The following is a 17,615-nucleotide window of genomic DNA, read 5'->3' as shown; positions in this document are numbered from 1 at the left end:
CGGGTAGAGGGGCATGGACATGACGGCGTGGAAACAGGACTGAAGTTCAGCCTGCCCAAGTGGCGGCTGACACGTTGGCTGACGCATTCCGGGCATGACACGCCGGCGGACATCCGCGCGGCGCTCATCGCCAGTCTGTTCGGCACGCTTCCCATTTTTGCCGGCGGGGTCATCAACACACTGATGATCTCGGGCGTCGTCGCGTGGCGGCGGCCCGAACCGCTATATATCTCGTGGCTGATCCTGGAGGTCGTGCTCGCGCTGGTGCGCGTCGTCATCCTGCGATCCGCGCTGCGCGCGGCCCCAAAGGGCGGCAACACCCACACCGACCTGTACATCCTGCTGGCGTTGTTCTGGGCGTTCAGCGTGGGCTATGGCGTCTTCATCACCTTCCTGAACGGCGACTGGCTCGCCGCGACACTGGCGGGCGTATCCTGCGGCGCCATGGCCGGCGGGATCTGCTTCCGCAACTACGGCGCGCCGCGGCTGGTGGGCGCCATGATCTTCCTGAGTCTGGGGCCCATGTGTCTGGGCGCGCTCTTCACCGGTGAATGGGTGATGGCGATCGTCTTCATCCAGATCCCGTTCTATCTGATCAGCATGGTCATCGCCTCGCACCGCCTGAACCGCATCCTGGTGTCCACGATGCTGGCCGAGCGCGACAGCGACCGCCGCGCCAGCGAAGACGCGCTGACCGGCTTGGCCAACCGCGCCGGCCTGCAGGCCGCGCTGGAACGCGTGTGCTCCAGCGCCCGCGGCCATGACAGCGCCGCGGCGCTGCTCTACATGGACATGGACGACTTCAAGCGCATCAACGACACGCACGGCCACGCCGGCGGCGATCAGGTGCTCAAAACCATCGCGGACCGCATGCGGGCCATGCTCCGGGTCGACGACGTCGCCGCGCGCATCGGCGGCGACGAATTCATCGTGCTGGTCACCGGCATCGACGCCACGGCCGCGCTCCGGCTGGGCGAACACCTGCTGCGCGACGTGTCCCAGCCCATCACGCTGACCGACGGCAACGGCGTCTGCGTGGGCTTGTCCATCGGCATCTCGATCATGTCCGGCGCCAACCGCACCCCGCAAGGCGCGCTGGACTCCGCCGACGCCGCGCTTTATCGCGCCAAGGCGCAGGGCGGCCGCTGCTGCGTGGTGGATCAGGGCGAGCAAGTCGCGGAAAGCGAAGCATTGCAGAGCGCGTCAGTCGCGGCTTGATAGGCCGGCACGATTGTCCCAATTGGTCCGAATCTGGCTAAAAGTTATCAGATAACCTGAAAAATCTGTCTATAATCCGCCCATGTTGACCAAGAGCCTCACCCTCACCGAGCAGGTCGCCCGGCAACTCGCCAGCGACATCGCGGATGGCGTCCATGCCGTCGGCGCCAAGCTGCCGTCCGGCCGCGTGCTGGCCGAGCAGTACGGCGTCAGCGCCGCCGTCATCCGTGAAGCCACGGAACGCCTGCGCGCCCAAGGCCTGATCCAGAGCCGGCAGGGTTCGGGTAGCACCGTTGTCTCGCGCACCGGGGCGCAAGGCTTTCAGGTGTCCACCGGCATCGCGGTCGACCGCAAGAAGCTCGCCAGCGTCTACGAACTGCGCATGGAACTCGAAGGCGGCGCGGCCGCGCTGGCGGCTGTCCGCAGCACGCCGGAGGACCTGGACGCCATGGAAGCGGCGCTGGCTTCGCTTCAAGCCCATCTCGACCACCCCGAGGCCGGCGTCGAGCACGACATCGCTTTTCACGTCGCCATCGCGACCGCCACGCACAACAGCTACTACCAGGACCTGCTGCAATACCTGAACCTGCAGCTGCGCCTGGCGGTCAGCACTGCCCGATCCAACAGCCGCCTGCAGGAAGGCCTGACCGCCGTCGTGCACCAGGAACACGTCGCCGTGTTCGACGCCATCCGCGGGCGCGATCCCGACCGCGCCCGCCAGGCCGCCATCCGCCACCTGCAGCAAGCCGCCGGCCGCCTGCAACTCGATCTTCTCTCTCCCGCCGCATCCCACATCTCATGAGCGCATCCGACTTTTCTCAACGGCTGGTCCAAGCCCTGGGCCCCGACACCGTCTTCACCGACCCGGCGGACATCGCGCCGTGGCTGTCCGACTGGCGCGGCCTGTATAACGGCCACGCCCAGGCCGTCGTTCGTCCGCGTACGACGGCCGAGGTCGCCACGTGCCTTGCCCTGTGCCAGGAGGCCGGCGTGCCGGTCGTGCCGCGCGGCGGCAACACCGGCCTGTGCGGCGGCGCCACGCCCGACGGCGAGGCCACCAACGTGGTCATCAGCCTGGACCGCATGAACGCCGTGCGCGCCATCGACACCGTGGCCAACACCATGGTTGCCGAGGCCGGCGCCATCCTCGGCAACCTGCGCCGCGCCGCCCAGGACGCCGGCCGCCTGCTGCCGCTCAGCCTCGCTGCCGAAGACTCCAGCCAGATCGGCGGCAACGTCGCCACGAATGCCGGCGGCGTGAACGTGGTGCGATACGGCATGGCGCGGGAACTGGTCCTGGGCCTGGAAGCGGTGCTGCCCACCGGCGAAATCTTCCACGGCCTGCGCACCCTGCGCAAAGACAACACCGGATACGACCTCAAGCAACTGCTCATCGGTTCCGAAGGCACGCTGGGCATCATCACCGCCGTCGCGCTGCGCCTCTACCCGCGCACCGACGTGCGCTCGGTCGTGCTGGCCGCCGTCGAATCGCCCGCGCAGGCGCTGCAACTCTTCGAGATCCTGTTCGAACAATGCGGCGCGCGCCTGCAGGCGTTCGAATTCTTCACCGGCGATTGCCTGGACCTGGTGCTCACGCACGCCGAGGGCGTGCAGGAACCGTTCGAACAGCGCTACCCGGCCTACGTGCTGGTGGAACTGGCCGACACGACCGACGAAGCCGCGCTGAACACGCTGCTCGAAAGCGTCATCGGCACGGCGCTCGAACGCGGTCTGTGCCTGGATGCCGCCGTCTCGGCCTCGCTTGCGCAGTTGCAGACGCTCTGGAAGCTGCGCGAGGAAATCTCCGAAGCCCAACGCGCCGACGGCCCGCACCTGAAGCACGACGTGTCGCTACCGATCGAACGCATCCCCGACTTCATGCAGACCGCCGAAGCCCGCGTACGCGCCCTCTACCCCGACATCCGCCCCTTCATCTTCGGCCACTTCGGCGACGGCAACCTGCACTACAACCTGTCCCGCCCGGCAGGCGCCGACCGCAACTGGGTGGCCGAACATGGGGCGGCGATCACGGATGCGGTGTTGGATGAAGTGAATCGGTATGGGGGGAGTATTTCTGCGGAGCATGGGATCGGGCAGTTGAAGCGGGAGCATTTCTTGCATAGCAAGGATGCGGTGGAGCTGCGGTTGATGCGGGAGATCAAGAAGGTGATGGATCCTGCGGGGATCATGAATCCTGGGAAGTTGTTGTAGGCGGTGTTGAGGGTCTGAGTCTCATAGGTCTCGGCGGATCTTCGTAGGTCGCCCGACTCAGTGGCCCCCGTGGGCACGATTGCCCACGATTGCGGTCCGGAGCCTTCGCTCCGGACTTGCCTAGGCGGCCCCCCGTCGTCATCGGGCATTGGAGTTCAAGTGGCGATCGGTGTCGGCACTGCTTGAGCTTGGCGAGATYGTCTGCCGCTGCCGGTGTCTGACACCCTCGGGAGATGAACCTGGCATGAAGCGAATCTCACCAGGGTGTCAGACACCTCACTTGGTTGAGCTTGGCGAGATTGTCTGCCGCTGCTGGTGTCTGACACCCTCGGGGATGAACCTGGCATGAAGCGAATCTCACCAGGGTGTCAGACACCTCACTTGGTTGAGTTTGGCGAGATTGTCTGCCGCTGCTGGTGTCTGACACCCTCGGGAGATGAACCTGGCATGAAGCGAATCTCACCAGGGTGTCAGACACCTCMCTTGGTTGAGCTTGGCGAGATCGTCTGCYGCTGCCGGTGTCTGACACCCTCGGGAGATGAWCCTGGCATGAAGCGAATCTCACCAGGGTGTCAGACACCTGACCCGAAAGCTGCCACTCGCGAAGCGTCCTCACCACGACGCAAGACAGCGCGTAAGCCCCCAAAGGCCGCCCGCGCGGCCGGCTGGGGGCGGGCACCGTAAGACGCTTCTCTTCCACTCCGCCGTGGGCAAGAACCTAAAGAACCCAACTCGCCCCGGCCCCCGTGAAGATCAAACCAACAAAGCCCGGTGCGGCGTGGGCCTGGGGCGGGCGGGGCGTTCAGATGCGCCCGACGGAAACCGAAGGGAGCCGAAGGCGGACGAGGTTGAGGACGGGGTAGTCCGGAGCGAAGGCTCCGGACCGCAATCGGAGCCCCGCCCGCCCCAGGCCCACGCCGCGCCGGGCGTCTAAAGAACCCGATCCGCCGCAAGCCGCAAGCTCGCAAGCCGCAAGCCGCAACCCCCACACTCCATCAACATCATCCCCCGCCAGCAACTCACTGCCGGTGATAAACCTCACTCCCTTTCTTTACAAACTCCACCGACTTCTCCTGCATCCCCTTCGCCAGCGCCTCTTTCTCGCTAACTCCCTGAGCCGCCGCATAATCCCGCACGTCCTGCGTGATCTTCATGCTGCAGAAATGCGGCCCGCACATCGAGCAGAAGTGCGCCACCTTCATCGAATCCTTCGGCAAGGTCTCGTCATGAAACTCCTTCGCCGTATCCGGATCCAGTCCCAGGTTGAACTGATCATCCCAACGGAACTCGAACCGCGCCTTCGATAGCGCGTTGTCGCGGATCGCCGCGCCTGGATGTCCCTTCGCAAGGTCGGCCGCATGCGCCGCGATCTTGTACGTGATGATGCCGTCCTTCACGTCCTTCTTGTTCGGCAAGCCCAGGTGTTCCTTCGGCGTCACGTAGCACAGCATCGCCGTGCCGTACCAGCCGATCAGTGCCGCGCCGATGCCCGACGTGATGTGGTCGTAGCCAGGGGCGATGTCCGTCGTCAGCGGCCCCAGCGTATAGAACGGCGCCTCGTGGCAGTGTTCCAGCTGCAGCTCCATGTTTTCCTTGATCATCTGCATCGGCACATGCCCCGGCCCTTCGATCATCACCTGCACATCGTGCTTCCAGGCTACCTGTGTCAGCTCGCCCAGCGTCTTCAGTTCGGCGAATTGCGCCTCGTCGTTTGCGTCGTAGCCCGAGCCCGGGCGCAGGCCGTCGCCCAGCGAAAAGCTCACGTCGTACGCCTTCATGATCTCGCAGATCTCTTCGAAGCGTTCGTACAGGAAGCTCTCCTTGTGATGCGCCAGGCACCACTTCGCCATGATCGAGCCGCCGCGCGACACGATGCCCGTCATCCGGTCCGCGGTCATCGGAATGAACGGCAGACGCACGCCTGCGTGGATCGTGAAATAGTCCACGCCTTGCTCGGCCTGCTCGATCAGCGTGTCGCGGAAGATCTCCCAGGTCAGGTCCTCGGCCTTGCCGTCCACCTTCTCCAGCGCCTGGTAGATCGGCACCGTGCCGATCGGCACCGGCGAGTTGCGGATGATCCATTCGCGGGTTTCGTGGATGTGCTTGCCCGTGGACAGGTCCATCACCGTGTCGCCGCCCCAGCGGATCGCCCACGTCATCTTTTCCACTTCCTCGCCGATGCCCGAGCTGACCGCGGAATTGCCGATGTTCGCGTTGATCTTCACCAGGAAATTGCGGCCGATGGCCATCGGTTCCACTTCCGGGTGATTGATGTTGGCCGGAATGATCGCGCGGCCGCGGGCGATTTCGTCGCGCACGAATTCCGGCGTGATCGCGGCGGGAATCGATGCGCCGAACGATTGGCCCGGATGCTGGCGCAGCAGGCGCTTGACCATCTTCTCGCCGTCGGGGCCGCTGTCGCGCAGCGTTTGCAGGTAGTGTTCGCGGCGCAGGCTCTCCCGGATGGCCACGTATTCCATTTCAGGCGTGATGATTCCGCGGCGCGCGTAGTGCATCTGCGACACGTTAGCGCCCGATTTTGCGCGGCGCGGCGGGCGTTGCAGGTCAAAGCGCATTGCCGTCAGCTTGGGGTCGGTCAGACGCGATTTGCCGTACTCGCTGGTCGGGCCGGACAGCAGCTCCGTATCGCCGCGCTCATCGATCCAGGCGCGTCGCAGTTCCTGCAGGCCGCGGCGGATGTCGATCTTGGCTTCGGGGTCCGTGTAGGGACCGCTACAGTCGTACACCGTCAGCGGCGGGTTCTTTTCGCCGCCGAACATCGTCGGGGTGTCGTCCTGTTCGATTTCCCGGAAGGGCACGCGGATGTCGGGGCGCGAGCCCACTTCATACACGCGGCGGGATTTGGGCAGCGGTGCGACGGCCGCCGCGTCGACTTCGGCGGTAGCGGCCAGGAATTTGGGATTGGCGTTCATGGAAAGCTCCAAGCGAGTGGTTGGAGCCGATCGGGATGGACTCCCGTCCAGGCGTGCGAAGACGCGCGGCGGGAATACGCTCCCAGCATCGGCATTATCCGTACTGGTACGAAGGGACTCTCTCAACACGTCGCCGCCCTGAAGCGGGACGAGTACCCCTGCGTGAACGCGAAGTATAGAGCCAAGTGCGCCCGGTGCCGCCATCAATCTGCGCGCTACCCGCCAAGCCGCAGAAATAGGGCTTTTCCAGCAGGCTGGTATTACTGCTTTACATTTGGATTCAGTCTAGGCAGACACCGTCATGCAGGTTCGGTACACTTTTTTCCACACGCCGCGTGTACAGTCTTAGAGTCTTACCGTTCGGCATCAGCCCACTTAAGAAGGAATCGAGCATGCAACTGAACCTACGCACTTTGGCGCCCGCCCTCGTTGTCGTGACATTGGCGCTAGCGGGTTGCAAGACCGCCCCGACTAAGACGTCCGACGCCGCGGCCACGCCTCAGGCAGGCCAGCAATCGGCCACGCCCGCGACCGCCGCGCGCGTGGATTTCTATCTTGCCAAGCGCGAACCCGGCGCCGGCCTGCGTGAAGTCAGCCTCCCGGACGGCAAGCTCTATCTGCAGGAAACGCCTGTCCTCACGCGCGCTGACCTGACCGATGCCGCCGCGCTGGTCGACCGTCAAGGCCAGAACTTCGTTGGCCTGCGTTTCTCCGAAGCCGGTACGCGCAAGCTCACCACCGTCAGCACCGCCAACGTCGGCAGCGTGCTCGCCCTGGTGATCGATCAGGAACTGGTTGCCGCGCCGCTGATCGGCGAACCGCTCAACCGCGGCGTCCTGGCGTTCGGCGTGCCTTCGGCTCAGGCTGCCTCTGAAATCGCCGCCCGCATCCGTGGCGACGCCGCACCCGCGGCAGGTGGCACGGCCCCCGCGCCTGCGCCCGCCGCCAAGCCCTGATTCAGGGCGCGCAAAAAACCCGGCTCTTGTAGCCGGGTTTTTTTGCGTCGCGACTTTGGGCGGGAAGGGAAAGCGCTTGCATGGTGTGCGCCAGGCCGGAAACGAGCGGGATGACGGGTTCCGCGTCGACGGCCGCCAGCGCGTTTCGCAATCAGCCGATCTTGCGGCCGCGCGGCTTGACGCCGCGGCGAAGCAGGGTCGTTTCGATGAAGGTCTGGGTCAACGCTTCGAGCATTGCCCGTTCGTCAGGCGTCAGCGATTCGAACTGCGAGGGCGAAATATTGGGGTAGGGCCACGGCGCCAAGGGCCGGGGCCGGCCGCCGGGACGCGGCGCCGCGTCGGAAACGCCTGATACTGGCAAGGTATTGCTCAAGTCGTAGGCTTCCAGGGGAAGCTCCATGGGACCCTTGCCGGTTTCCAGCCATTCGACTTCGATCTTCAACACCTGCGCCAGCTTGCGCGCGGATCGGCTCGAATGCCGCAAACCACTTTCGTAGCTGCCGATAGCACTTTGGGAGATGCGCACCAAGCGGGCGAGCGCCTTCTGCGTGTGGCCACGAAGAAGACGCGCATGCTTCAGTCGGTCTGAGAATGTTTTCACACGGCGATTGAAGCTTGCGGGGCGGTCACGTTGGTGGATATAAATAACACTAGGGTGATAACTTCTGGGGCGGTCGCATGTGGGAGCGGGGCAGCGTGTTCATCATGCCATCTGAAAATGTGGCGGGGTGGCGGCTTGCCGCTGTGCTGCGCCAATTTCAATGGGACACCCGCGTCTTCGCATCGGTGGACGCGCTGCAGGAACACCTGCCTGACGACGCGCCGGATCTGCTCGCGTTGCAGGGGCCTTGCGCTGGCATTGCCGATCTAATCGGCCGCTTGCGCCACGCGGCGCCCGGCGCGCGGGTGGTGTGGCAAGACGGTGGCGCCACCGCGATCCAGCGCGCGGCGGCGCTGGACGCGGGCGTCGACGCCTGTGTGCCGGCCGGCACGGAGCCGTTGGAATGGGATGCGCTCTTGCGTAGCCTGTACCGGCGCGCGCGATGCGGACCCGGGGCGTGGCGCGTCGTGTCGCCGGGACGCGTGCTGGTGGGCCCCGCGGGTCAACGCCTGCCGCTCACGCTTCGCGAGCGCGCCGTGCTGGTGCGGTTGTTCAATGCGCCGGGCCACTGTCTTCATCGCGAAAACTTCTTTCCGGCGGAAGCGCGCGATCCCCTGGACAGCGCGCGGCGCGTGGACGTCGTCGTGTCCCGGCTGCGCAGCAAGGCGCGCCGGTTCAATATCGAACTTCCGCTATTGGCGGTGCGGGGTTGGGGGTACATCCTGCTGCCCGAGGGCGCGGGCAGGGCGCCTTCGGGGATGGACGGCGCCTGACTTACAGCACCACCAGATTGTCCCGATGCATGAGCTCGGGTTCGGTCATGCTGCCCAGAATGCGCGCGATCTGCGACGACGGCTGGCGCAAGATGCGGCGCGTGTCGGCAGACGAATAATTGATCAGCCCGCGGGCGCATTCCTGGCCCTGGCTGTCCACGCACGCCACGACGTCGCCGCGGCCGAACTCGCCTTCGACGTCGGTCACGCCGATGGGCAAGAGGCTCTTGCCTTCGCGCAGCAGTGCCTGCACGGCACCGTCGTCCAGCACGACACGCCCGCGAAGGCGCAGGTGATCAGCCAGCCACTGCTTGCGCGCCGACCACACCGGCAGGACGGCCTGCAGTTCGCTGCCGATGCACTCGCCCTGGGCCAGTCGCGTCAGCACGTTGCGTTCGCGGCCCGATGCGATGACGGTGTGCGCGCCGCTGTGGGCCGCGCGCTTGGCGGCCAGCACCTTGGTCAGCATGCCGCCGGTGCCGATGCCGCTGCCCGCGCCGCCCGCCATGGCTTCCAGCGCGGGTTCGCCGGCCTGGGCATGCGAGATGAACTTGGCTTGCGGATTCTTGCGCGGATCCGAGTCGTACAGGCCGCGCTGGTCGGTCAGGATGACCAGCGTGTCGGCCTCGATCAGGTTGGTGACCAGCGCGCCCAGCGTGTCGTTGTCGCCGAGGCGGATTTCATCGGTCACGACGGTGTCGTTTTCGTTCACGATGGGCACGACGCCCAGACGCAGCAGGGCGAACAGGGTGCTGCGCGCGTTCAGGTAGCGATGGCGGTCGGCCAGGTCTTCGTGGGTCAGCAGGATCTGCGCGGTGCGCAGCCCGTGTTCCGCGAAGGCGGCCTCGTAGGCCTGGCACAGTCCCATCTGGCCCACGGCTGCCGCGGCCTGCAGTTCGTGCATGACCGACGGGCGCTTGCGCCAGCCCAGACGCGCCATGCCTTCCGCGATGGCGCCGCTGGACACCAGCACGATCTGCTTGCCCTGCTTGTGCAGGGCGGCGATCTGCGCGGCCCAGTGCGCGACGGCGGCGCGGTCCAGGCCTCGGCCTTCGTTGGTGACCAGCGATGAGCCGACTTTGGCGACGATGCGCTGGGCGTGGGTGACGACGGAAACGGCGGGTGATTCAGCAGACATGATGGCGGCCGGCTGCGGCGAAAAAAAGCGTAATCGAAAGGACTGCGATTATGGCTTATTCGTTACCGCCGCGCGGCGCGGCCGGCTTGTCAGCGTCGCTGCGCGTCTCGTCGAAGCGGGGATCCGGCGCCACGTAGGTGCCTTCGGCCTGATCCTGCGCAAGTTGTTCCTTCTCGCGTTCGGCGTCCAGGTAGTCCTGCAGCGCGTAGATCAGGTCCTGGGTGCCTTCGCCCGACAGGCCCGAGATGCCGAATACCGGGCCGGTCCAGCCGTAGAGTTCCAGGAAGCGGCGCTTGGTGTCCTCGGGATCGGGCACCATGTCCAGCTTGTTCAGGATCAGCCAGCGCGGCTTGGCGGCCAGGTCGGCGTCATAGCGGCGCAGTTCCTCGACGATGGCGCGCGCGTCCGTGACGGCCTGCTCGACGGGATCCGCGTCCGGGTCGGGCGTGGACACGTCCACCAGGTGCAGCAGCACGCGGGTGCGCGCCAGATGGCGCAGGAACAGGTGGCCCAGACCGGCGCCTTCGGAGGCGCCTTCGATCAGGCCCGGAATATCAGCCACGACGAAGCTGCGCGACGGCGACGTGCGCACCACGCCCAGGTTGGGATGCAGCGTGGTGAACGGATAGTCGGCGATCTTGGGCTTGGCGTTGGAGATGCGGGTGATCAGCGTCGACTTGCCGGCGTTGGGCAGGCCCAGCAGGCCCACGTCGGCCAGCACCTTCAGTTCCATGCGCAGGTAGCGGTGCTCGCCTTCCTTGCCCGGCGTCCACTGCTTGGGCGCGCGGTTCACGCTGGACTTGAAATGGATGTTGCCCATGCCGCCTTGGCCGCCGGCGGCCAGCACGACTTGCTGCTCGTGCTTGTTCAGGTCGAACAGGACTTCGCCGGTGTCGGCGTCATGGATGATCGTGCCCACCGGCACGCGCAGGGTGATGTCCGGAGCGGCTGCGCCGTATTGGTCCGAGCCGCGGCCGTTTTCGCCGTTCTTGGCGCGGTGCAGGCGCGCGTAGCGGAAGTCGATCAGCGTGTTGATGTTGCGATCGGCCACCGCGTAGATGGTGCCGCCGCGGCCACCGTCGCCGCCGTCGGGACCGCCACGGGGAATGAATTTTTCGCGGCGAAAGCTCGCCACGCCATTGCCGCCTTTACCGGCGACCACTTCAATGGTGGCTTCGTCTACGAATTTCATGGTGTCTGCGCGTGTAGTGGGTGAGGGCGGGCGTCCCTACAGGGGAGCCGCCGGGAGGCAATCGAGAGCTTACTCGCCAATTGCCTTCAAACAAAAAAGCCCTGCCGCACGCGACAGGGCTTTTGCCGTTCGGGAAACGCGGCGGACCGCGTCCCAGATCGTTTGCAACCGCGGACTTGGCGTCCGCGGGCGCGCTATCCGAATTACTCGGCAGCGACGATCGAAACGGTCTGCTTGTTCAATGCGCCCTTGAAGCCGAATTGAACCTTGCCGTCGATCAGCGCGAACAGGGTGTGGTCCTTGCCCATGCCGACGTTCACGCCAGCGTGGAAGCGAGTACCGCGCTGACGCACGATGATCGAACCAGCGGGAATCAATTCGCCGCCGAATGCCTTGACGCCCAGACGCTTCGATTCTGAGTCGCGTCCGTTCCGCGTAGAGCCGCCGCCCTTTTTCTGTGCCATGTTTAGCTCCTGCTAAGTGGTACCGAGTCGCTTCTTAAGCCGTGATGGCTTCGATGCGGATTTCGGTGTAGTTCTGACGGTGGCCCTGACGCTTCTGATAGTGCTTGCGACGGCGCATCTTGAAGATCTTGACCTTGTCGTGGCGGCCTTGCGCAAGAACCGTTGCCTTGACCACGGCGCCGGAGACGAGGGGCGTGCCAACTTTCAGTTGGTCGCCTTCGCCCACGGACAGCACTTGGTCCAGGGTGATTTCTTGCCCAATGTCAGCCGGTATCTGTTCTATCTTGAGTTTTTCGCCAGCGGCAACGCGATACTGCTTGCCACCGGTTTTTACGACCGCGTACATGGGGTATTCCTTAAATAGGTAAATGGGTTCGTTCGAGCTGCCTGCCCTGCTGGGCAAGAATGCCGTGCTGGCCTGCCGTACCAGTGCTGGTACTAGCGCTTGTACTAGCCGAAAATCCGCTGAATCAGGACTTCCGATGATGCCAGGCGGCGTGCACGAACAACCGACGTAATTCGGCCATTGCTGACCGAATCCGAGATATTAGCCCGGGACTTTTGGAAAGTCAAAAAGCCGTTGCAGGCTAAGGGCTTAGGTGTGGCGTGAAGGCTTCATGCGCCCGGGATCACACGCAGCGCGATGTCGCGCGCCACCCGGCGGATGCCGTCCATCGCCGCTTGCCGGTGGGCGTCGTCCAGCCGGTCGGTGGGGATGGACGTGCTGACCGCCACCCGCTTGCCCAGCGGCGTCACACCGACAAAGGCCGCAAAGCACACCAGACCCGTGGCGACCTCCTCCTGCTCCTGGGCCAAACCGAGCCGCCGCGCGTCGTCGAGATCGCGGTGCAGGTGCGCGGGGTCCGAGATCGTGCGGTCGGTGACGCGGGGCAGAGTCTTGGGGAGCCGGGCGGCAAGGTCCTCGGGCGGCAGGCTGGCCAGCAGCGCCTTGCCCAGCGCGCAGGCGTGCGCGGGCAGCCGCAGGCCCAGGTCGGACACCAGGCGCACGGGGCGGCGCGCGTCCTCCCGCGCCAGGTACACCACGTCAAATCCATCCAGCGCCGCCAGCTGCACGACCTCGTTGCAGCGCTCGACGAAACCGGCGGCGGCCTGGTGAAAGGCCGCCTGCAGCCCATCGTGCCGCAGGTAGGCGGCGCCAAGCGCCATCAATTCCAGTCCGATGATGTAGCCGCCATCCTGGCGTTCGACCCACCGGCGTTGCTCAAGACAGTCGAGCAGCAGGTACAGCGTGCTCTTGGGCATTTCGCAGGCTCGCGCGAGTTCGGCGGCCTTCACCGGTGCGGGACGGCCGGACAGCACGCGCAGGATGTCGTGCGCGCGGCGGATGGCGGGAACGTCGTAATCGGCGGCCATGATGGCGATTATTCCAATAGGTTGGACTGAAAAGCAATATGTTGGACATGATAAATGAAGTCTCCTAGACTGGTCTCGCCATGCCCGGCACAAAACAATCACGCGCCCGCCACTGACCGGGCACAAGCGAGGAGACGCCATGAACGACAACAACCTGCTGCCTGCCGACCTGCCCGACGCCCTGCTCGTGGGCCGCGTGTGGCGCCCCGATCCTGCCGGCGGACCCAGCGTGGTCGTTGTCCGCGCGGGTGAGGTGATCGACATCACCGCCACGGTGCCGACGGTGTCCGATCTGCTGGACCATCCCGACCGCGTTTCGTTGGCGCGCGAGGCCAAGGGCGAGTCCCTGGGCGACGCGCATGCCCTCATGGCTGCCACGCTGCAAGGCGCGGACGGGCCGCGCCTGCTGGCGCCGTGCGATCTGCAGCCCGTGAAGGCGGCGGGCGTCACCTTTGCCATCAGCCTGCTGGAACGCCTGATCGAGGAAGAGGCGGGCGGCGACGCCGGCCGCGCGGAGGAAATCCGCGTGCGCATGCAGGCGCTGATCGGCTCCGATCTGTCCCGGCTGCGTCCGGGATCGCCCGAAGCCGTCCGCCTGAAAGCCGAAATGGTCGAGCGCGGCCAGTGGTCGCAGTATCTGGAAGTGGGGATCGGTCCCGATGCCGAGGTCTTCTCCAAGACGCCGCCCATGGCGTCCGTGGGATTTGGGGCGCGGATCGGCGTGCTGCCGGAATCGCAGTGGAACAACCCCGAGCCGGAAATCGTGCTGGCTGTCGACAGCCGGGGCGAGGTGGTTGGCGCCACGCTGGGCAACGACGTGAACCTGCGCGACATCGAAGGCCGCAGCGCGTTGCTCCTGACCAAGGCCAAGGACAACAACGGTTCCTGCGCCATCGGTCCGTTCATCCGGCTGTTCGACGGCGGCTTCACGCTGGACAGCGTACGCAACGCCGACGTCTCGCTGCGCATCGAAGGCCCCGACGGCTTCGAACTGGACGGCGTCAGTCACATGCGCGAAATCAGCCGCGACCCGCTGGATCTGGTTCGCCAGACCTTCGGCGCGCACCACCAGTATCCCGACGGCTTCATGCTGTTCCTGGGCACCATGTTCTCGCCGTCGAAGGATCGCAAGGGGCCGGGCTCGGGCTTCACGCACGTGACGGGCGACCGGGTCGTCATTGCCTCGGAGCGCCTGGGTGCGCTGGTCAACGAGGTGCAGTTGGCCACCGAAATCCCGCCCTGGACCTTTGGCGTGCGCGCGCTTTACGCCAACCTGGCCGCGCGAGGTCTGCTGCCGTACGGGCGCTGAGCCTGCCGGCGGATCCGACCTGGGGCAGGGCCCGTGGCGCCGGGCTCTGCCGCTTGCGGCATGCGTGCCCGGATTTCCCGCGCACTCCCCGTATAATCCGTGGTCGAATCCCCCGCCGACCGCTGGCGGGCCCAGCGGTAAGAGCCGTCACGCGGCTCGCTTCACACTTGTCGGATACGTCTTGAATCTCCCCGCGCTCATTGCCCCCATAGCTGACGATATGAAAGCCGTCGATGCGGTTATCCGCGAGCGGCTGAATTCCGATGTGGTTCTGATCCGCACGATCGGCGACTACATCATTGGGGCGGGCGGCAAGCGCATGCGCCCGGCCATGGTGCTGATGGTGGCGCGCGCCCTGGGCTACGAAGGCACCCATCACCAACTGCTGGCCGCCGTGGTGGAATTCATCCACACGGCCACGCTGCTGCACGACGACGTGGTGGACGAATCAGATCTGCGCCGCGGCCGCGAGACCGCCAACGCCGTGTTCGGCAATGCGGCCAGCGTGCTGGTGGGCGACTACCTGTACTCGCGCTCGTTCGAGATGATGGTCGAGGCCGACTCGATGCGCATCATGAGCATCCTGTCCGAAGCAACCACCGTGATCGCCGAGGGCGAGGTGCTGCAACTGCTGAACGTGCATGACCCGGACGTCTCGCAAGAGCGCTACTTGCAAGTGGTGCGCTACAAGACCGCCAAGCTGTTCGAAGCCGCCGCCCAGGTGGGCGCCGTGCTGGCGGGCGCCACGCCCGAGCAGGAGGCCGCCGCGGCCGCCTATGGCCGCCATGTGGGCACCGCGTTCCAGCTGGTCGACGATGTCCTGGACTACAGCGGCGACGCCGCCGCGCTGGGCAAGAACGTCGGCGACGATCTGCGCGAAGGCAAGCCCACGCTGCCGCTGATCCGTGTCATGGAAGTGGGCACGCCCGAACAGCAGCAACTGATCCGCGACGCCATCAAGACGGGCGACGCCGACTTTGCCGCCGTGGCCGCCGCCATCCAGGCCACGGACGCGCTGGAGCACGCCCGCCTGGCCGCCGTGGCCGAGGCCGAACTGGCCCGCGAAGCCCTTTCGATCTACCCCATTTCCCCTTTTCAAAATTCTCTGTTAGAATTCTGCGCTTTCGCGGTGAATAGAGATCGCTAGCAAAAAACGGCGGTAAAAATTCACAGGCGAGGTTCACCGAAACGATCTGAGCAGTCAGATGGCCTAGGTGAAAAAGCAGTGAAGCAAGTGCAGTAAAGAAAGTGCAGTGAACGTTTAGCGGGTCTGAGCACCGCTAAATGAGTAGTCAAGATCGGGGCGTAGCTCAGCCTGGTAGAGTACTGCGTTCGGGACGCAGGAGTCGGAGGTTCGAATCCTCTCGCCCCGACCACTTCATGTGGTCGAGAATTCAAGAAGGTGTTTCCCGACACCTTTTGGCTGAAAGCCGGTATCGCGCAAGCGCTGCCGGCTTTTTTGCATTTGCGCGGCTGAATGCAAAAACTATTGCTCAGCGGCCGGTGTCTGACACCCTTGAGGCATTGCGTCTAGCTTGAGGTCATTTCGGCCGGTGTCTGACACCCTTGAGGCATTGCGTCCAGCCTGAGGTCATTTCACCTGGGTGTCAGACACCTCATATAGCGTGACCTCCCACATCGCCCGCTAGATTGTCCGCGACCCGGTCATTTATTACCGGGCAATGAAAATCCGGGCTGTTTCGTGCGGATAATGGGAAGCGGTGATCCAGGATGGTGCAGTTTTTTATATTGCCTTACGCAATAACTAAATAAGCTACCGATCTGGATAATGACTTTTCAATTTGGTTAAATCAGACCAAGAAAAACGTCTTTTCATATTTGATTACATTGCACATCTGTCGCATGTTGCGGTTTGTGTAATGAATGTAATTTTTCTAGGGATTTCCCGGGTTTATTACGGGTTGTCCTGATTTATTTCCGCAGCAATAAAAATATTTAGCAAAAAGTTTGCTGCGCGACCCCTCTACGATGCCCAGGCTCGCTACCCGGATAGTTAACCGGATACCGAGCCAAATTCATTTTTAGCTATACGTCCGCCCCTATACGGCAAGGGTATTTCGATTTCATGTCGACGTACTCGCTTCGGGGCGTCGATTTCTAGTGTCTGCGACACGACGAAAACAGTGAGGTCCCCCGTGGTAAAGAGAATCGCAGTGTGTGGCCTTGGATATGTCGGCCTGCCCGTGGCAGTGGCATTTTCCAGGCGCTTTGATGTCATCGGTTTTGACGTGGACAAGCGAAGAATCGCACGGCTGAAAGAGGGTGATGACTGGACCGGCGAGATCGAACGCGACGTATTGATTGCCTCCCCCATGCAGTTCACCGACCAGTTGTCGGAACTGGAAGGCTGCGACTTTTTCGTGGTGGCCGTCCCGACGCCGGTCGACGAGAAAAACAACCCCGACTTCTCTTTGCTGGTGCGGGCGTGCCAGGCCATCGGCCCCGTGCTGCGCCCGGGCTGCATCGTGGTCTTCGAATCGACCGTTCACCCCGGCGCCACCGAGGAAATCTGCGGCCCCGAGCTTGAGAAGGCTTCCGGTCTACGCGCTGGCGTCGACTTCAAGCTGGGTTACAGCCCCGAGCGCATCAACCCGGGCGACCGGGAGCATCCGCTGGAGAAGATCGTCAAGATCGTGTCCGGCCAGGACGAGCAATCGCTGGAAGTGATTGCCGGCGTGTACGAGCAGATCATCGACGCAGGCGTGCACCGCGCCTCCTCGATCAAGGTGGCCGAAGCGGCCAAGGTGCTCGAGAACACGCAGCGCGACATCAACATCGCGCTCATGAACGAGATGTCCAAGATCTGCGATCTGGTCGGCATCCGCACCTCGGAGGTCCTGGCGGCCGCCGGCACCAAGTGGAACTTCCTGAAGTTCACGCCCGGACTGGTGGGCGGCCACTGCATCGGCGTCGATCCGTACTACCTCACGTCCAAGGCCCAGGAACTGGGCTATCACCCCGAAGTCATCCTGTCCGGCCGCCGCATCAATGACGGCATGGCCGCGCACGTCGCCTCGCGTCTGGTGCAGCAGCTTGCGCGCAGCGGCCGCCTGAATGCGTCTACCCGCGTCGGCATCCTGGGCATGACGTTCAAGGAAAACGTGCCCGACATCCGCAACTCGAAGATCGTCGATCTGTACCACGCGCTGGGCCAGTACGGCATCACCCCGGTCGCGTGCGATCCGATGGTCGATCCGGAGCAGATGGAGCACGAGTACGGGATCAAGCTCGCCGACCGCGGAGACTTCCGCGACATGGACGTCCTGATCCTGGCGGTGCCGCACCGCGAAACCATGGAAACCCTTTGGGAAGACCTGCCTCAGCTCGTCAAGAACGGCGGCATGGTCTGCGACTTGAAGTCCGTCCTGGATGCCAAACGGCTCCCGGCCGACCTTTTGTACTGGACTCTCTAGTTCAGGCTCGTA

Annotated in this window: 15 protein-coding genes, 1 tRNA gene and 1 riboswitch; of the genes, 9 read left to right on the top strand and 7 right to left on the bottom strand. The window is 64.5% G+C overall.

Annotated elements, in window-relative coordinates; translation table 11 throughout:
- Positions 1 to 27: 27 nt before the first annotated feature.
- From ASD71_RS03665 to ASD71_RS03655, 3 genes are all read left to right on the top strand, one after another.
- Positions 28 to 1,218, top strand: a complete 1,191-nt coding sequence (locus ASD71_RS03665; RefSeq protein ID WP_056559952.1) for a diguanylate cyclase — start codon at positions 28 to 30, stop codon at positions 1,216 to 1,218.
- A gap of 82 nt (positions 1,219 to 1,300) precedes the next feature.
- The gene (locus ASD71_RS03660) at positions 1,301 to 2,020 is read left to right on the top strand and encodes a FadR/GntR family transcriptional regulator (RefSeq protein ID WP_056559950.1); all 720 of its coding nucleotides are present in this window, start codon (positions 1,301 to 1,303) and stop codon (positions 2,018 to 2,020) included.
- Entirely contained in the window at positions 2,017 to 3,429 is a 1,413-nt protein-coding gene (locus ASD71_RS03655) for an FAD-binding oxidoreductase (protein WP_056559948.1), read from the top strand. Before ASD71_RS03660 ends, ASD71_RS03655 begins: the two co-directional genes overlap by 4 nt.
- Positions 3,430 to 4,448: 1,019 nt before the next feature.
- On the opposite strand, the gene thiC is transcribed toward ASD71_RS03655, so the two are convergent.
- On the bottom strand, positions 4,449 to 6,362 hold the full coding sequence (thiC, locus tag ASD71_RS03650; protein ID WP_056559946.1) for a phosphomethylpyrimidine synthase ThiC: 1,914 nt from the start codon (positions 6,360 to 6,362) through the stop codon (positions 4,449 to 4,451).
- Between the two features lie 63 nt (positions 6,363 to 6,425).
- Positions 6,426 to 6,532: riboswitch (TPP riboswitch) on the bottom strand.
- Between the two features lie 222 nt (positions 6,533 to 6,754).
- On the opposite strand from thiC, the gene ASD71_RS03645 reads away from it, so the two are divergent.
- The gene (locus tag ASD71_RS03645; protein WP_056559944.1) at positions 6,755 to 7,318 is read left to right on the top strand and encodes a hypothetical protein; all 564 of its coding nucleotides are present in this window, start codon (positions 6,755 to 6,757) and stop codon (positions 7,316 to 7,318) included.
- Positions 7,319 to 7,469: 151 nt separating this feature from the next.
- On the opposite strand, the gene ASD71_RS03640 is transcribed toward ASD71_RS03645, so the two are convergent.
- Positions 7,470 to 7,898, bottom strand: coding sequence for a helix-turn-helix transcriptional regulator (locus tag ASD71_RS03640; RefSeq protein WP_056566375.1), 429 nt, complete (start codon positions 7,896 to 7,898; stop codon positions 7,470 to 7,472).
- A gap of 125 nt (positions 7,899 to 8,023) precedes the next feature.
- On the opposite strand from ASD71_RS03640, the gene ASD71_RS03635 reads away from it, so the two are divergent.
- Positions 8,024 to 8,692, top strand: coding sequence for a winged helix-turn-helix domain-containing protein (locus ASD71_RS03635; protein ID WP_235512015.1), 669 nt, complete (start codon positions 8,024 to 8,026; stop codon positions 8,690 to 8,692).
- 1 nt (position 8,693) lies between these two features.
- Here the strand turns inward: ASD71_RS03635 and proB are convergent, their stop codons facing one another.
- From proB to ASD71_RS03610, 5 genes are all read right to left on the bottom strand, one after another.
- Positions 8,694 to 9,830 (bottom strand): glutamate 5-kinase, encoded by a 1,137-nt coding sequence (proB, locus tag ASD71_RS03630; protein ID WP_056559940.1) that lies wholly within the window; start codon positions 9,828 to 9,830, stop codon positions 8,694 to 8,696.
- A gap of 55 nt (positions 9,831 to 9,885) precedes the next feature.
- A complete protein-coding gene (gene obgE / locus ASD71_RS03625) occupies positions 9,886 to 11,022 on the bottom strand; it encodes a GTPase ObgE (RefSeq protein WP_056559938.1) in 1,137 nt (378 codons plus the stop codon).
- 203 nt (positions 11,023 to 11,225) lie between these two features.
- On the bottom strand, positions 11,226 to 11,486 hold the full coding sequence (gene rpmA, locus ASD71_RS03620) for a 50S ribosomal protein L27 (RefSeq protein WP_006216229.1): 261 nt from the start codon (positions 11,484 to 11,486) through the stop codon (positions 11,226 to 11,228).
- A gap of 34 nt (positions 11,487 to 11,520) precedes the next feature.
- Complete coding sequence (gene rplU, locus ASD71_RS03615) at positions 11,521 to 11,832, bottom strand: 50S ribosomal protein L21 (protein WP_006216228.1); 312 nt, start codon at positions 11,830 to 11,832, stop codon at positions 11,521 to 11,523.
- A 269-nt stretch (positions 11,833 to 12,101) separates the two neighbouring features.
- Complete coding sequence (locus tag ASD71_RS03610; RefSeq protein ID WP_056559936.1) at positions 12,102 to 12,860, bottom strand: IclR family transcriptional regulator; 759 nt, start codon at positions 12,858 to 12,860, stop codon at positions 12,102 to 12,104.
- 139 nt (positions 12,861 to 12,999) lie between these two features.
- Between ASD71_RS03610 and ASD71_RS03605 the strand changes: the two genes are divergently transcribed.
- The 4 genes from ASD71_RS03605 to ASD71_RS03590 all read left to right on the top strand — a co-directional run bounded on the left by ASD71_RS03605 (position 13,000) and on the right by ASD71_RS03590 (position 17,603).
- Positions 13,000 to 14,169, top strand: coding sequence for a fumarylacetoacetate hydrolase family protein (locus ASD71_RS03605; RefSeq protein ID WP_056559934.1), 1,170 nt, complete (start codon positions 13,000 to 13,002; stop codon positions 14,167 to 14,169).
- 181 nt (positions 14,170 to 14,350) lie between these two features.
- A complete protein-coding gene (ispB, locus tag ASD71_RS03600; RefSeq protein WP_056559932.1) occupies positions 14,351 to 15,316 on the top strand; it encodes an octaprenyl diphosphate synthase in 966 nt (321 codons plus the stop codon).
- Between the two features lie 152 nt (positions 15,317 to 15,468).
- Positions 15,469 to 15,545, top strand: a tRNA-Pro gene (locus tag ASD71_RS03595).
- A gap of 798 nt (positions 15,546 to 16,343) precedes the next feature.
- Positions 16,344 to 17,603, top strand: a complete 1,260-nt coding sequence (locus ASD71_RS03590) for a nucleotide sugar dehydrogenase (protein ID WP_082578769.1) — start codon at positions 16,344 to 16,346, stop codon at positions 17,601 to 17,603.
- The last annotated feature ends 12 nt before the right edge of the window (positions 17,604 to 17,615 follow it).

This window comes from Achromobacter sp. Root565 (genome assembly GCF_001427425.1).
In the GTDB taxonomy this organism is placed as follows: Bacteria; Pseudomonadota; Gammaproteobacteria; order Burkholderiales; family Burkholderiaceae_B; genus Achromobacter; species Achromobacter spanius_D.
Note: the sequence above shows the minus strand (reverse complement) of the source record. Positions and strands in the feature narration are given on the sequence as shown.

Coding starts and splice junctions, on each gene's coding strand:
- rplU (WP_006216228.1), bottom strand. CDS start 11,832: ATGTACGCGGTCGTAAAAACCGGTGGCAAGCAGTATCGCGTTGCCGCT.
- rpmA (WP_006216229.1), bottom strand. CDS start 11,486: ATGGCACAGAAAAAGGGCGGCGGCTCTACGCGGAACGGACGCGACTCA.
- ASD71_RS03635 (WP_235512015.1), top strand. CDS start 8,024: ATGCCATCTGAAAATGTGGCGGGGTGGCGGCTTGCCGCTGTGCTGCGC.
- ASD71_RS03645 (WP_056559944.1), top strand. CDS start 6,755: ATGCAACTGAACCTACGCACTTTGGCGCCCGCCCTCGTTGTCGTGACA.
- ASD71_RS03660 (WP_056559950.1), top strand. CDS start 1,301: ATGTTGACCAAGAGCCTCACCCTCACCGAGCAGGTCGCCCGGCAACTC.
- ASD71_RS03655 (WP_056559948.1), top strand. CDS start 2,017: ATGAGCGCATCCGACTTTTCTCAACGGCTGGTCCAAGCCCTGGGCCCC.
- ASD71_RS03610 (WP_056559936.1), bottom strand. CDS start 12,860: ATGGCCGCCGATTACGACGTTCCCGCCATCCGCCGCGCGCACGACATC.
- proB (WP_056559940.1), bottom strand. CDS start 9,830: ATGTCTGCTGAATCACCCGCCGTTTCCGTCGTCACCCACGCCCAGCGC.
- thiC (WP_056559946.1), bottom strand. CDS start 6,362: ATGAACGCCAATCCCAAATTCCTGGCCGCTACCGCCGAAGTCGACGCG.
- obgE (WP_056559938.1), bottom strand. CDS start 11,022: ATGAAATTCGTAGACGAAGCCACCATTGAAGTGGTCGCCGGTAAAGGC.
- ASD71_RS03605 (WP_056559934.1), top strand. CDS start 13,000: ATGAACGACAACAACCTGCTGCCTGCCGACCTGCCCGACGCCCTGCTC.